Raw genomic sequence first — 15,182 nt, forward strand, 5'->3', positions numbered from 1 at the left:
TCATTGCGGCGTTTCATATAAATGACACGCAACAGAATGACCTGGTTTAACTTGCTGGAGCATCGGAATTTCTTGTTTGCACTTATCCATCGCAAAAGGACAGCGTGTATGGAATGTGCATCCTGTCGGCGGATTTGACGGGCTCGGTATATCACCTTTCAGCAATAGCTGTTCCCGTTCAAACTGCGGATCCGGAATTGGTACAGCCGATAATAGTGCCTGTGTATAAGGATGTAATGGCTCATGATATAACGATTCGCTTTCCGCAATTTCGACAAGCCTCCCTAAGTACATCACGCCTACCCGGTCACTAATATGTCGCACAACCCCTAAATCATGTGCAATAAATATATATGTCAGTTTCAAATCTTCCTGCAATCGCTGCATTAAATTTAAAACTTGTGCCTGAATGGATACGTCCAGTGCAGATACCGGTTCATCTGCAATAATCAGTTTCGGATTAGTCATTAAGGCTCTAGCGATACCGATTCGCTGTCTTTGTCCGCCGCTAAACTGGTGAGGATAACGCTTCGCATGATAGGAGCTTAAACCGACGATTTCCAAGTATTCATGGACTTTCTTTTTTCGTTCCTTCGCATTCCCAATTCCGTGGACAATTAACGGTTCCTCTAGAATTTTTTCAACTGTATGTCTTGGATTTAATGAGGCATACGGGTCCTGAAATACCATTTGAATCTCTCGTCGAACTTTTCGCATTTGCTCGCTGGTTAACTCAGTGAGCTCAACGCCATCAAATGTCACCTGGCCATCTGTAGGTTCATGCAATCGCATAATCGCCCGGCCAGTAGTAGATTTCCCGCAGCCGGATTCTCCGACAATGCCTAATGTTTCTCCTTCATAAAGCTCAAACGATATATCATCGACCGCCTTTACATCACCGACATGGCGTGAAAAAATCCCATGTCGAATTGGGAAATATTTTTTTAAGTTGTCAACTTTCAGCAGCACTTTCGACATGTGTAACTCCCCCTTCTTCCATATCCAATAAGAAACATCTTGCTTTATGTGTACCGGATGATTCATATAGCGGAGGGTTATTTGTTAAACAACGGTCAAATGCGTATTCACATCGTGCTGCAAAACGGCAGCCTTCCAAAATGGAACCCGGTTTCGGAACATTCCCAGGAATTGAATAAAGCGTATCCTTTTTATAACGCATATCGGGTACAGACTGGATGAGTCCTTTCGTATAAGGATGCTGCGGGTTTTTAAATATTTCATTGACCGGCGCTTCTTCAACGATTTGTCCAGCGTACATGACAATGACGCGCTCACAGGTTTCCGCAACAACACCTAAATCATGTGTAATGAGTAAAACAGCAGTGTTCAGCCTTTCATTTAAATCCCGCATTAACTTTAATATTTGGGCTTGGATTGTAACATCGAGGGCTGTTGTCGGTTCATCGGCGATAAGCACTTTTGGATTACATACAAGGGCCATTGCAATCATTACACGTTGCCGCATTCCTCCTGATAGTTGATGAGGATAATCTTTAAGCAACTGTTCTGCGCGCGGCAAGCCGACCAACTTCATGATTTCCACCGCTCGTGCACTTGCTTCTTTTTTCGACCATTTTGGATGGTGGATTCGGATTGCTTCGATCAATTGATTCCCGATTGTAAACAAAGGATTTAGCGAAGTCATCGGTTCCTGGAAGATCATCGCGATTTCATTGCCTCGAATTTTGCGCATTTGCTTATCTGAAAGCTTCGAAATGTCTTGCCCTTTCAATAAAATTTCTCCATTTGTTATTTTTCCGGGAGGACTCGGTACCAGCCCCATAATAGAGAGGGAAGTAACACTTTTACCACAGCCAGATTCCCCTACGATAGCGAGAATTTCCCCTTCATGAATTGAAAAGCTTATCCGATCGACAGCTGCAACCTTTCCACTGTCTGAAAAAAATGTCGTTTCTAACTCTCTCACTTCAAGCACAGCTTTTCGACTCATTTAAACACCTCAGTTTTCTGAAGATTAAAAGTATTTGAAAATATGATATTATAACATCTACTAATTTACAACATTATCGTAAAAAAATGTATTTTAAAATATACATAAAAAAAGTGACCATGCTGATTTTTTTCAACATAGTCACTCAAATTTAATCTAATTTTTGTACTTGGAATAAGTTATAATATGCTCCTTGTTGCTCCATTAGTCGTTGATGAGTCCCTGATTCTACAACTTCTCCGTGATCGATAACGAAAATGTTGTCGGCATGGGTAATTGTGGACAGTCGGTGAGCAATAATGATCGTCGTCCGCTCATGTGCTAAACGGTCAAGCGAGTCTTGGATAAGTGCTTCACTTTCCAGGTCAAGTGCAGAAGTCGCCTCATCCAATACAAGAATTGGGGGATTTTTAAGAAATACTCGTGCGATTGCCACACGCTGCTTCTGCCCGCCTGAAAGTTTAACACCACGTTCTCCCACTTTCGTGTCATAGCCTTCCGGTAAACCCATAATAAAGTCATGGGCATTCGCCGCTTTGGCAGCAGCAACTATTTCCTCATCCGTCGCATGCGGATTCCCCATTAAAATATTCTGCTTCACTGAATCGCTAAACAAAATATTATCCTGTAATACTATCCCGATTTGCGAGCGTAATGATTCAATCGTAACATCTTTAACGTTTAGATCATCAATTTTCACCGCTCCCTCCGTCACATCATAGAAGCGCGGAATTAAGCTGACGATTGTCGATTTCCCCCCGCCGCTCATACCTACAAAGGCGACAGTTTGTCCAGGTTCAATCGTGAAATCAACTTCATTTAAAATTGTGTTTCCATCTTTATCATACTTAAATGTAACTCGGTCAAATTGAAGTTTCCCTTTTGCTGCGGGTAACACCATTGCGTCAGGCTTGTTTTGAACTTCATATTTCTCGTCCATCAGTTCAAACATGCGGTCCATTGACGCAATTGACTGAGTCAATGTTGTCGATGAGCTTACCAATCGGCGAAGCGGTCCATATAAGCGTTCAATATAAGCATAAAACGCAACGAGTACACCTATCGAAAGCGCATCATTTAAATACTGATAACCTGCATAGCCAATTACGATCAGCGGCGCCATATCCGTAATAGTATTAACTACAGCAAAAGATTTGGCGTTCCAGCGTGAATGGTCCAATGCTTTATTAAGAAATTCTCCATTCGTTTCATCGAAAATTTTCTGCTCATGCTTTTCCAATGTAAAACTTTTAATAATGCTCATACCGGCAACACGCTCATGTAGATAACTTTGAACACCAGCCAGAGCCTGTGACCGTTCCTTCGTTAAACTTCGTAGTCGCCCGAAGAAATACTTTACACTAAATGCGTAAAATGGCAGAGCAATAAGCGAAACAAGCGTCAGCTTCGCATCCATCGCAAACATGACGGCAATCACGATTAATATCGTCGCTAAATCTAGCCATAAGTTCATCAATCCTGTCATAACAAAGTTCTTCGTCTGCTCAACATCATTGATGACACGCGAAATTACCTCTCCAGCTCGGGTATTCGCATAATACTTTAAGCTTAATTTTTGCAAGTGCCCATACAATTCTTTACGTATATCAAATAAAATATTGTTACTCAAGTTTTGTGCAAAGTATTGGCGGTAATATTCGATTGGTGGACGAATAACAAAAAACAGTACGAGCGCAATTCCGATCCATGTAAATAATTGCTTTGTCTTCTCCTCTGTAGTCATGCCATCTTTCAACAATATATCATCGATAATTATTTGCAGGAGCCACGGTAAAAATAACGGAATCGCAAATTTTAGTATGCCGATTACGATTGTTAAAAATAAAAGCATTTTATACGGCTTGACGAACCGCATATAACGTTTAATACTATCCAATGCAAAAAACACTTCCCCTCAGAAATTTTGCAACAGCAATTATCATATCATAATTCCCCATTTAACATTTACACATGTACTTTACCCAAAAGAAAAACACAAGCAACCTAAAAAGCTGCTTGTGTCCCACTACTCTTTATTTGCCTGAATTTCACTCAATAAGATATAACGATTCGTCCAAGACTCTATGAAATCCTGAGCGAATGGTCCACGGCGTTGTTCAATCCAGCTTACCAATGTTTTAACATTACGCTGTAAAATTTTATCTATGACTTCGGGATAGTTCATTTCCAACCTGTGCTGCTCATATTCATCTTCATCCAGTAATGCATGACTCATATCAGGAAACACCTTTACGTCCAAATCATAGTCAATATATTTTAAGCAATTGTTATCAAACACAAACGGTGAACTGATGTTGCAATAGTAGTACACGCCGTCGTCCCGCAGCATACAAATAATATTGAACCAATGCTCTGCATGAAAGTAACAAATCGAGGGCTCACGTGTCAGCCAAGTGCGACCATCTGATTCCGTAACAAGTGTTTTTTCATTCGCACCGATAATAATATTTTTCGTTGCTTTTAATACCATCGTTTCTTGCCAGACACGGTGGATATTACCATTGTGCTTATAACTATGTATTTGGATTTTTTCTCCTTCAACCGGTAATGCCATCATAAAGCCCACCTTTTCGTCTCAGCTAAAAATTCTAGCAGTCTTTATTGTATTATAACAATGCTTGGGCAAAACTTGTAGTTCGAATACAATTATTTTCAATTTTGCGTGAAAATTATTACGATGCCTTAATGTTGCACGTTTTAAACAAAAAATTAATTAGTAGTATGTGACACTTCTTTTATAACTTCCCCGCTCTTTCATTTTAAAACAAAAAAAGATGCTCTGAAAGTTTGCACTTTCAGAACATCTTTCTACACTTCATTAGAAGTTGTTATTGTTACGTTTCGCGAATTGTGCGTTACGCTGCTCTTGTTCACGTTGTTGTTTTTGGTTTTGTTGTTGAACCTCGTTGAAATTTTCGTCTTGGCCGAATTCTTCAAGGTTGTTTTGTCGGTTATTGTTTTGACGGTTATTCTGGTTTTGATTTTGGTTTTGCTGGTTGAAATCGTTGAAGTTTAGGTCTTGACCAAACTCTTCACGGTTGTTTTGTTGGTTGTTACGTTGGTTTTGGTTTTGTTGTTTGTTGCGGTTTTGTTCATTGCGACTCATTTTTTGTCACCTCCATGACCATTATTGTGGTCTGGTGGCAAATTAATTATGCATTTATTTTCCCCCATATTTTTAACATCGGCACAGGCATTGGTAAATTGGCAATTTGCTCTTTTGTAAAGTATGCTGTATTTTCCGGATTTGCATTCGTTTCAACTGCATCGACCAAATAGCTGTCAATATGCCATTTCAAGTGAGAAAAAACATGGCTGAAACTTAAAATTGTTTCCTTAGAATTGTGCTCCAAAGTAACGTTATATTGTTTTTCCACTTTGGTTAAACTATTTTCATCTGCCTGGCGTTCAATCATAATAAACTGCCACATATTCGCGAGCAGACCTGCTTGCGGTCGTTTTTCCATTAAAAAACGTCCTTGCTGATCACGGATAATATAAACATCATATTCGATATTTTTTGTTTTTAGCTTTTTGGATTTAACCGGTAAGCTGGATGGATCACCTTCATGGAATGCCGTGCAGTAATCACGCACTGGGCATAATAGGCATTTTGGTGAAGTTGGTGTACAAATTAACGCACCTAGCTCCATCAGTCCTTGATTAAATGAAGATGCATTTTCATGATCAATCAGCTCTGTTACCGCTTGTTCAAAAATTTTCTTTGTTTTTGGCAAAGCGATATCGGCATCAATATTTAATACGCGACTCAAAACACGCATGACATTTCCATCTACAGCATGCTCCGGCTTCCCGTAAGCAATACTTAATATTGCACCTGCAGTATAAGGTCCAACACCTTTTAGCTTTGAAATATCAACGCGGTTATCCGGTACTTTTCCGCCGTACACCTCGACTACTTCTCGGACACCTGCTTGTAAATTACGTACACGGGAATAATATCCTAGACCTTCCCACATTTTAAGCAGCTCTTCTTCCGGTGAATAGGCTAAGCTTTCCGCTGTCGGGTATTTTTCGATAAAACGGTTGTAATATGGGATGACTGTATCAACTCTTGTTTGCTGCAGCATGACTTCAGACACCCAAATTTGATAGGGTTCTTTCGTACGACGCCAAGGCAAATCTCGTTGCTCTTCCAAAAACCATTGCACTAATGCTTGGCGAAACTGTTTTGTATATTGATAGTTCACATTGTCCTCCAAAAATTCGATTTTATTTCCTTAAAAAAGGGTATATTATAATGTGGATACGATTGCTAAATTTTTCCGTTCTCGAACGGTTTTAAGATCGAGGGGTTGATACATTTGGATTCTGGCACACATTTCGTCATGGGGATTGCTATTGGAGGCCTAGCACTTGTAGACCCGACTGTCGCAAGTCATTCTATGACCTTTACGGCTGTAATGGCAGGAACGATTATCGGACAACAGGCACCGGATATTGATACGGTTTTAAAACTTCGTAATAATGCGGTTTATATACGCCATCACCGAGGGATTACACATTCAATACCAGCCGTTTTACTATGGCCTCTATTAATAACAGGTGTTCTCGCCCTTATTTTACCTGATGTCCATCTGTTCAATGTTTGGCTATGGACTCAAATCGCCGTATTTTTACATGTTTTTGTAGATATTTTTAATGCATATGGCACACAGGCATTGCGCCCTTTTTCAAAAAAGTGGGTTGCACTCGGTGTTATTAATACATTCGATCCATTAATATTTACGATGCACTGTATTGGTATTTTACTTTGGTTATTAGGGACAGAACCCGTCCTCACATTTACGGTCATGTATATCGTTATTTTCTTCTATTATATTTTACGTTTTGCTCTTCAAAAGGCGGTTAAAACTGCTGTCCATCATGAATTGCAGGACGAAGAGTTTGTAATTGTCGCTCCGACAATGCGCTTTTTCCATTGGAAAGTTGCCGCTAAATCGAAAACGCATTTCTATGTTGGCCGTGCCTATCGCAGATCTGTCAATATTTACGATAAGTTCGAGATTGAACCTATCCCAAAAACAGAACTCGTTGAAAAAGCGTTAAAAGATCCAAATTTAGATGCCTTTTTATCGTTTTCACCACTTTACCGGTGGGAAATTTCAGAGCTTGAAAGCGGCGTGACAGAACTGCGTTTAATCGATTTACGCTACCGAAGTAATGATCGCTATCCATTCGTTGCAGTCGCCCATTTAGATGAAGAGCTTAACATTGTCAATTCTTATACCGGCTGGATTTTTACAGAAGAAAAATTGCAGAAACGACTGCAAATAGGGGCCGGCAATGACTAAATAAAATGACGTAAAACCACCAGCCACAACTGGTGGTTTTATATTGGAATCAGCTGTAAATAAAACAATTACACTAAAGCTGACTGGTTTTAATTTAACGTATCATCACTGTCATTTAATAAATGCGCATATTTCGGATTTTGGGCCGCAAATAAATGAAGCTTATCCCCATAGCTTTCAATTAACTGACTCACTAATTTAGCTGTATATTCGGCACCGCGGTAATCCGCCCCAGCCTTGGCAGATGTAGACTCGAAATCGCTGCATAATAATTCCACCCACGTTCGGGCACGACCTGCCGGTAATTTAGGGTTTTTCGCTAGTAATTGTTCTGTTAGTCTTTGGTATAACTCTTCCATGCTACTTCCCTTCCTTCATCGGACGTAAAATAGAAACAGGTAATGCTTCTTCAAAACGTTCCGAACCTAATCGGTGTCCCCATGCAAAGCGACCTTTTAAATAATCTACTTGGAAAAATTCACCCGGCGATCCATTTAGACGATAGATTTCGCCTGGAATAATTGTTGAAAGATCAACTAAATATGCCTCTGCCAGTAATGCTTTACGCTCATAAACTGCATATTCATTAACAATCCCCAATTGCTCTGCTTTTCTCGCACGTTCACGTAAATTCGCAATTTCCTGACGTAATTCCGGTTCAGACATTGCACTATATGTTAATTCATTCATTTTGTTATTGCTCCTTCTGTTCAATATATTCATTAATTTTCTCTATCGGAAAGCCCTTTTGATAAAGCGCCTGTTTTACTTTTTGCCGAAGATCAGATCCTGTTAATTTAGCTGCATATTTGCGCCAAATTTTATCACCTTGAGCTTCTATTAATTCGGACCATTCATCTTCGTCACGGTCTAATGTAATCTGCTCGAGTATTTCTTTAACAATCTCATAGGAATACCCTTTACGCAACAGCACATCCTGAATTTTCTGCTTCACTTGTGTCGGAGTTTTATTTGTATTGGAACGCACAGCTTTTTCCGCCAGTTCCATTGCAAGCTTTAATTGCTCCTCATGATCATATGTCGCCAATACTTTCTGTTGCAGATTTTTATCAATCCCTTTTTGCATCAGGTCTTGCCGAATTGCAGCCGGTCCTTTTTTTGTCGTACGCTTTCTCGTTTCAAGCAGTGCTTTGGAATAGCTTTCATCATTTAAAAAACCTAAGCCCGTTAATTTATGAATAGCTTCTTGTACAACTGCTTCCCCATGCCCTGCTTTCAGGAGCTTGGACTTCACTTCATGTTCACTGCGCATTTGGAAGCTAAGAAAATTGAGCGCTTTGTTAAACGCTTTTGCAATTTCATCTTCATATTGTATTTCATCTATTTCCATCTGCTCAAGTACTTTGCCTTTTTGCAGACCGAACTTAATAAGTGTCCCTTCATCAACTGCAAAAGCATACTGTTCGTTCAAATAAATATTGTAGCGCTCTTGATTGTTTTTTTGTCGACCAATTTTCGTAATAATTTGCACTTGCACCGTGTACACCTCACAATAACAATGTACATTCTAGTATACATCTTTTTACTTATAGTTTCATCGAACGGTATACTGATACTAACGAAATGAAATAAGGCGGTGTTTGTATGAAAGTTGCAATTGCAGGTGGGACAGGAATGGTTGGCAGAAGGTTGAGTAAGCTATTACTTGAAAAAGGTCACGAAGTCATAATTTTAACTCGGGGAGAGCAGCAAGTTAAAAATAACATCCACTATGTACAATGGCTAAACGATGACTCGACACCCGAGCTTTACATGGAAAATACTGATGCATTTGTAAATTTAGCCGGAGTATCACTAAATGAAGGTCGATGGACAGATGAACAAAAACAAAAAATACTATCAAGCCGAATCGAATCTACCGATGAAGTCATCCGTATACTACAAAATTTAATGGATAAACCAAAAGTACTTATTAATGCGAGTGCTGTTGGTATTTATCCTGTTTCTGAAAAAGCTGTTTATACAGAACAAGCTCCTGAAAAAGCATCTGATTTTTTAGGAAACGTTGTAGTCCAATGGGAAGAAAGAGCAATGCAGGCTCAACAACTAGGCATTCGCACTTGTTTAACCCGTTTTGGCGTTATTTTGGAAAAAGGCGAAGGTGCATTGCCGATGATGGTACTTCCTTATAAGCTTGGTGTTGGCGGAACAATTGGATCAGGCAGACAGTGGCTTAGCTGGATTCATGTAGAGGATGTAGCACGTGCTATACTTTTTGCAATCGAAAACGATACATTATCAGGGCCAATTAATTTTACAACACCAAATGTAAAACGAATGAAGCAATTCGGGCAATCAATAAGTCATGCATTGAAGCGTCCACATTGGTTCCCGGTTCCAAGTATTGCTTTAAAGATCGCTCTTGGTGAAAAAAGTATGCTCGTACTGGAAGGACAGCATGTATTACCCGAAAAATTGTTAAACGCAAATTTTGAATTCAAGTTTATTTCTGTGGAAGATGCAATTCGTGATCTATATGAATAAAACAATGCTTTTCACGCAACCTACCTTGTAAAAGGAGGTTGCTTTTTCATTGAAAAAACATATTTTAGGGATTAGCTTCGTGTTAGTTGCCACATTTATATCCTTTATGTCTGTTGCAAAAGCCGAGGAATTTCATTGGGGCTTCAAGCCAAGCCGTAATGGCGAGCCTGTAGAAATAGGTGAACCGCTTGAATCTATGTTAAGTAAATACGGTGCCATTTATAAAGGCAATGAAGAAAAGAAAATCGTTTACTTAACATTCGATAACGGCTACGAAAATGGCTATACCGAGAGTATTTTAAATACTTTGCGGGAAGAAAAAGCTCCGGCCACTTTCTTCTTGACCGGTCATTATTTAACAAGCGCGACCGATTTAGTAAAAACGATGGTTAAAGATGGCCATATTATCGGAAACCACTCTTATGGGCATCCGAATATGGCGCGTTTGTCCGCTGAAGAAATGAAGAAGGAATGGAAACGGTTTGATGATAAATTAAATGAATTGACTGGTGTCAAACGGACTTATTATGCCCGACCGCCAGAAGGTATCTTTAATGAAGAAGTTTTGAAAGTCGGCAATGAAGTGGGCTATCGCCATATGTTCTGGTCCATCGCTTTTAAAGATTGGCTAAAAGATGAACGACGCGGCGCAAAATATGCTTATGATGCACTAATGAACCAGCTACATCCAGGTGCAATTATTTTAATGCATACGGTAGCTCAGGATAATGCCGAAGCGATACCTCAATTCATAAAAGATGCTAAAGCACAAGGTTACACGTTTGGCTCTCTGGATGATCTGGTGCTTGAATACGAAAAAATTTCCCCGTATTAAAAAAGTAGCGTTCCTTTCTTTTCATTGTACTTTCCGCTATACTGAAATGATGAAGAAAAGGAAGTGACTCGCACTAAATTTTGGTGCGAGTTACTCTATTTAAAGGACGTGTAAACTTGAGTGAACTAAAAATGGAAGTCGGGCAAAAGTTCCCGTTAACGATAAAGCGCCTTGGCATTAATGGTGAAGGTGTCGGTTTTTATAAACGCAATGTCGTATTCGTAAAAGGTGCGATTCCTGGGGAAGAAGTAACAGTAAAATTAACAAAAGTATCCCCGAAATTTGCTGAAGCGGAAATTTTGGCAATACGTAAAGCAAGCGAATTCCGCCAAGAAGCACCTTGCCCTGTGTATTCTGAATGTGGTGGTTGTCAATTACAGCATATGACTTATGAAGCGCAGTTAATGAATAAGCGTGATATCGTCGTACAGGCATTCGAAAAATACGCAAAAGAAATTGGACAAACTGCTGAAATCCGCCCAACGATCGGAATGGATAATCCTTGGCATTACCGCAACAAATCCCAGTTCCAAGTACGTAAAGAAGGCAAGCGTGTATATGCAGGTCTATTTACTGAAGGAACTAACCAGCTTCTAAATATTAATGATTGTCTTGTACAGCATCCTGTAACTTCAAAAATTACAGTTGCTACTCGTAAAATTTTACAGAAACTAAATATCCCGATTTATGATGGGAAAACGTTAAATGGCTTAGTTCGAACAATTGTTGTTCGTACAGGTATGCGCTCTGGCGAAACACAAGTATGTCTTGTAACAACTCGCCGTGAGCTTCCGCATAAAGAAGAGTTAATTGAACGCATTAAAAAGATTGATCCTTCAATCGTTTCCATTACACAAAACGTCAACCGTGAGAAGACATCGCTTATATTTGGACCTGACACTTTTATTTTAGACGGAAAAGAAGCGATTCATGAAAAGTTGGGTGAATTTGCATTTGATTTATCAACTCGTGCATTTTTCCAGCTTAATCCTGAACAAACAGTACATTTATATAATGAAATTAAAAAAGCTGCAGCACTGACAGGGAAAGAAAATGTTGTCGATGCATATTGCGGTGTTGGAACAATCGGTATGTGGCTGGCAGAAGGTGCCCGTGAAGTCCGCGGTATGGACAATGTCGACGAAGCAATTGCTGATGCGAAGTATAATGCACGTACAAACGATAATCTGCAGCATGTACGTTTCTTCCCAGGCTCTGCAGATAAATGGCTTTTCCGCTGGTCAAAAGAAGATTACCGTCCAGATGTCATTTGTGTGGATCCACCCCGCACAGGTTTAGAGCCAGGCTTTATTAGAACTGTATTAAAAATTAAACCAAAGCGTTTTGTTTACACATCGTGTAACCCTTCAACACTAGCGCGTGATTTAAAGGAATTATCAAAGAGTTACAACGTTGAATATATTCAACCAGTCGATATGTTCCCGCAAACAGCACAGGTTGAATGTGTCGTGAAACTGACATTAAAAAAATAATATGTTCCATACGCCTACACAAAATTTTGTGTAGGTTTTTTCTCTTGGTAAAAACTTGCATATACACTTCAATTAACGCAATATTAAATCAAATATATTTTCGGAGGGATTATTTTGGGAAGAATCATACATTTTGAAATTCATGTAGATGATATGGAACGCGCGAAAAATTTCTATGAGGCTGTTTTTGAATGGAGTTTTGAGGATTATAGTGAATATGCAGGCATGCCGTATTTGGGAGCGATTACTGGCGACGATCAATATCCGGGAATTAATGGTGCTTTAATGCAGCGACAAGGGCCTTCCCCTGCAGAAGGACAAAGTGTTAACTCTGCAGTATGTACTTTAGGCGTAAGCAATTATGATGAAACCGAAGCAAAGATTTTAGCAAACGGCGGCAAAGTAGCAATGCCGAAATATGCGCTGCCAGGTATGGCTTGGCAAGGATATTTTCTTGATACTGAAAATAATATATTTGGTCTACATCAACCGGATCCGGAAGCAAAATAACATAAATTGAATTAGCGAACCGCTAGCTATTTTAGATACTACCATACTATGTGTAAGGATTTCACGAAGGCCTATTATGAATAGGTCCTTCGTAATTACAAGTAATTTTATTTATTATTGAGCGCAAAATTAAAGAAATTAAGCTTTAATCTCTTATCTAAGCCCTACCCTTTCATATAGTTGCGGGAAAGAACTTTAACTTACGGATTAGTTAGTTAGTGCTTTGCTCTAGAATATATTTAAAATCCTTTAAAGCATAAAATGGATAAATCCCCTGCCTAGGAATCTCAAGGATATGTTGAGATGATTCAGCGTAACCAGGCTTAATGGTAAAAGCCATTTTAATATCCAACTCTCTTAATATATCTAATGTATTGGTATTATAATTCCCGTAAGGAGCTGCAAAGGCTATTGAATTTCCTAACCATTCCTTTGCTTTAGCAATATCAGCCTTCACCTTTTCAACTTCGTATAATACTAAGTATGATTCTCCGTTATCGTAAACCTTATGAAAGGAGTGAGTATGGTTTTCATAATCAAAGACATCCGCTGCTTCTTTTAATTCTTCAATGCTTGCATATTGGTGATCGAGAGGGTTATATAAAATATTTTTCTCTGTAATTAAACTAGTAATGATAAAATTAACAGCACTATACCCATGATTTCGTAAAATTGGATAAGCAAATTCAAATATATTCTTATATCCATCATCGAATGTAATCAACACACTTTTTGCTGGCACTTTCTTCTGGTTATTCATAAAAGATTCGAATTCCTTTAATGATAAAACAGTAAAATTTTCATCCTTTAAATAATTCATTTGTTCAATAAATTGTTCAAGTGTTACGACTTCATCAATTATGTCCCCCGATTCTGTGAAATGGTGTTTTTTTAATTGATTCTCAGGAATAATTTGATGATACATTAAAACTGTTACCTTGTCGGCATACTCCTCAAAATCAGAAAAATTACGGTTAATTGAAATGGAAGAAATGTTAGCATTACTTAATGGTTCTTTAGCTGCTACAAAGGGAACATCGAAAGATAAAATGTAATTGTAAAGTATATAACATAAAGGTGTAAATATAATGAGGAAAGAGAGGGTAAATAAAAAGTTTGATATGATGTATTTTTTCAATACATTAACCTCCGAGAGTATCTTTAATATTAATTTCCACTCTGGTATTAAGAATTATTGGCTGTCCAATACGTTCTGAAGGGTTCCATCCATCCTTTTTAAAAAAGTATAAAATTGTTCCAATCGAAACAAAAAATAACTCTGTAAGTCGATATAAGATTACCTCGAATGGTAAAAATAAAAACAGTAAAAATTTATCTTTTAAGCTATAACTGTGACCAAATCTTTTTGAAACTAGTAATGAAGCTATCACCTGCATAATTACCAATACAAATGAAATTATAAAAAGAATAAGGAAAAATTTAATATGATTTAAAGAAAAGAATATGAGAATTGGAATCATGAGGGTTGGGAAAGCCGAGAGTGTTCCAAGGAGTAGTGAGTCTAAAAGTAAGTAGGTTGATACTTTAAAATTCATTTTTCGATACAATGACTTACGATAGGTTATAATGCAATCCATAAATCCTTTTTGCCAACGGATTCGCTGGGTGTATAAACTTTTGAAACTTGAAGGGCATTCAGTATAACAAACTGCTTCAGGAACAAATACAATACGTTTATTCTTCAAACATGTGCTAATTAATTCATGAATCCTCAACGTAATGTCCATATCTTCACCTACGGTTTGTCTGAAACCTTTTATTTGATTTAGTATACTTCTTTGAAAAGCACCGAATGCTCCAGCTATCACTGTAATCGATCCTAGTTTTGATTGCGTAGTCTTGTGTAAATAAAATGCTGTCAAATATTGCACTACTTGATAGCGGATTATGCCCGGTATTTTAAAGAAAGGAGTTAATTTTTCATCACTGTGTTTAAAACCCTGAACAACTTTTACTAATCCACCCGCTGCAATTACTGAATCATCTGAAAATATTCGATTCATTTCATTTAATGAATTTTCCTCGAGAATGCTATCGGCATCTAATGTAATTACAATTTCGTTTATCGCAAAGTCTATGCCAGCATTAAGAGCATCTGCCTTTCCACCATTACTTTTGTCAATTATCCAGATATTGGTATACTTTTGCGAATGGTAAATGTTCTTTACCTTTTCATAATTTAGTAACCCGGAATTAAATCTGGGGGTTTTAATTAGTCTAAGATGTTTGTGGAATATTTCAAGGGTGTCATCAGTGGAGCCATCATTTATAAATAGGACCTCAAAATTGGTATAATTTAAATTTTTAATTCCAACCAAACAATTTTCAATTACAAGTGCTTCGTTATATGCAGGAATTAATATGCTAATCCCCTTCTCCTTTGAAGGATGACCATACGCTTGCTGGCGGAGAGTATACAATGGTACAAATATATATAATATATGGAACAATATAAAAATACAGAAAAGACCAATTGTTATAATTAAAAACATTATTATAACCTCCAATTT

16 protein-coding genes are annotated in these 15,182 nt (G+C 38.2%); 5 read left to right on the forward strand and 11 right to left on the reverse strand.

The genetic code is table 11. The annotated features are described in order from the left end of the window. The 6 genes from MHB58_RS17430 to mutY form a co-directional block, all read right to left on the reverse strand. Nucleotides 1–978, reverse strand: coding sequence for an ABC transporter ATP-binding protein (locus MHB58_RS17430; protein WP_014822717.1), 978 nt, complete (start codon nt 976–978; stop codon nt 1–3). Further along, a complete protein-coding gene (locus MHB58_RS17435) occupies nt 953–1,972 on the reverse strand; it encodes an ABC transporter ATP-binding protein (protein ID WP_008405730.1) in 1,020 nt (339 codons plus the stop codon). Before MHB58_RS17435 ends, MHB58_RS17430 begins: the two co-directional genes overlap by 26 nt. A 151-nt stretch (nt 1,973–2,123) precedes the next feature. Continuing rightward, nucleotides 2,124–3,848, reverse strand: coding sequence for an ABC transporter ATP-binding protein (locus MHB58_RS17440; RefSeq protein WP_340735912.1), 1,725 nt, complete (start codon nt 3,846–3,848; stop codon nt 2,124–2,126). A gap of 150 nt (nt 3,849–3,998) precedes the next feature. After that, entirely contained in the window at nt 3,999–4,547 is a 549-nt protein-coding gene (ntdP, locus tag MHB58_RS17445; protein WP_014822714.1) for a nucleoside tri-diphosphate phosphatase, read from the reverse strand. 264 nt (nt 4,548–4,811) lie between these two features. Then, the gene (locus MHB58_RS17450; RefSeq protein ID WP_008405726.1) at nt 4,812–5,099 is read right to left on the reverse strand and encodes a hypothetical protein; all 288 of its coding nucleotides are present in this window, start codon (nt 5,097–5,099) and stop codon (nt 4,812–4,814) included. Between the two features lie 46 nt (nt 5,100–5,145). After that, nucleotides 5,146–6,204 carry an A/G-specific adenine glycosylase gene (gene mutY / locus MHB58_RS17455; protein WP_014822713.1) on the reverse strand — a complete coding sequence of 353 codons (1,059 nt, stop codon included), beginning with the start codon at nt 6,202–6,204 and terminating at the stop codon, nt 5,146–5,148. 114 nt (nt 6,205–6,318) lie between these two features. On the opposite strand from mutY, the gene MHB58_RS17460 reads away from it, so the two are divergent. Beyond that, nucleotides 6,319–7,308, forward strand: coding sequence for a metal-dependent hydrolase (locus MHB58_RS17460; RefSeq protein ID WP_014822712.1), 990 nt, complete (start codon nt 6,319–6,321; stop codon nt 7,306–7,308). An 89-nt stretch (nt 7,309–7,397) separates the two neighbouring features. Here the strand turns inward: MHB58_RS17460 and MHB58_RS17465 are convergent, their stop codons facing one another. Genes MHB58_RS17465 through recX form a run of 3 tightly spaced genes read right to left on the reverse strand, consistent with a single transcriptional unit; the run spans nt 7,398 to nt 8,800 of the window. Then, on the reverse strand, nt 7,398–7,667 hold the full coding sequence (locus tag MHB58_RS17465) for a YfhJ family protein (protein WP_008405720.1): 270 nt from the start codon (nt 7,665–7,667) through the stop codon (nt 7,398–7,400). A gap of 1 nt (nt 7,668) precedes the next feature. Further along, entirely contained in the window at nt 7,669–7,998 is a 330-nt protein-coding gene (locus MHB58_RS17470) for a YfhH family protein (protein ID WP_008405719.1), read from the reverse strand. Nucleotides 7,999–8,002: 4 nt separating this feature from the next. Further along, entirely contained in the window at nt 8,003–8,800 is a 798-nt protein-coding gene (gene recX / locus MHB58_RS17475; RefSeq protein ID WP_445683161.1) for a recombination regulator RecX, read from the reverse strand. A gap of 113 nt (nt 8,801–8,913) precedes the next feature. Here recX and MHB58_RS17480 point away from each other — a divergent pair, with 113 nt between their 5' ends. The 4 genes from MHB58_RS17480 to MHB58_RS17495 all read left to right on the forward strand — a co-directional run bounded on the left by MHB58_RS17480 (nt 8,914) and on the right by MHB58_RS17495 (nt 12,651). Then, nucleotides 8,914–9,813, forward strand: coding sequence for a TIGR01777 family oxidoreductase (locus MHB58_RS17480; protein WP_340735726.1), 900 nt, complete (start codon nt 8,914–8,916; stop codon nt 9,811–9,813). Nucleotides 9,814–9,862: 49 nt separating this feature from the next. Beyond that, nucleotides 9,863–10,648, forward strand: a complete 786-nt coding sequence (locus tag MHB58_RS17485; protein ID WP_014822710.1) for a polysaccharide deacetylase family protein — start codon at nt 9,863–9,865, stop codon at nt 10,646–10,648. Nucleotides 10,649–10,779: 131 nt separating this feature from the next. Beyond that, nucleotides 10,780–12,141, forward strand: coding sequence for a 23S rRNA (uracil(1939)-C(5))-methyltransferase RlmD (gene rlmD / locus MHB58_RS17490; RefSeq protein ID WP_340735913.1), 1,362 nt, complete (start codon nt 10,780–10,782; stop codon nt 12,139–12,141). A gap of 114 nt (nt 12,142–12,255) precedes the next feature. Further along, the gene (locus MHB58_RS17495; RefSeq protein ID WP_014822708.1) at nt 12,256–12,651 is read left to right on the forward strand and encodes a VOC family protein; all 396 of its coding nucleotides are present in this window, start codon (nt 12,256–12,258) and stop codon (nt 12,649–12,651) included. 211 nt (nt 12,652–12,862) lie between these two features. Here MHB58_RS17495 and MHB58_RS17500 read toward each other — a convergent pair whose 3' ends face one another. Next, entirely contained in the window at nt 12,863–13,789 is a 927-nt protein-coding gene (locus tag MHB58_RS17500; protein WP_340735727.1) for a polysaccharide deacetylase family protein, read from the reverse strand. A 4-nt stretch (nt 13,790–13,793) separates the two neighbouring features. Further along, nucleotides 13,794–15,164 carry a glycosyltransferase gene (locus tag MHB58_RS17505; protein ID WP_014822706.1) on the reverse strand — a complete coding sequence of 457 codons (1,371 nt, stop codon included), beginning with the start codon at nt 15,162–15,164 and terminating at the stop codon, nt 13,794–13,796. Nucleotides 15,165–15,182: the final 18 nt, after the last annotated feature.

This window comes from Solibacillus sp. FSL K6-1554 (assembly GCF_038005185.1).
GTDB classification, from domain to species: domain Bacteria; phylum Bacillota; class Bacilli; order Bacillales_A; family Planococcaceae; genus Solibacillus; species Solibacillus silvestris.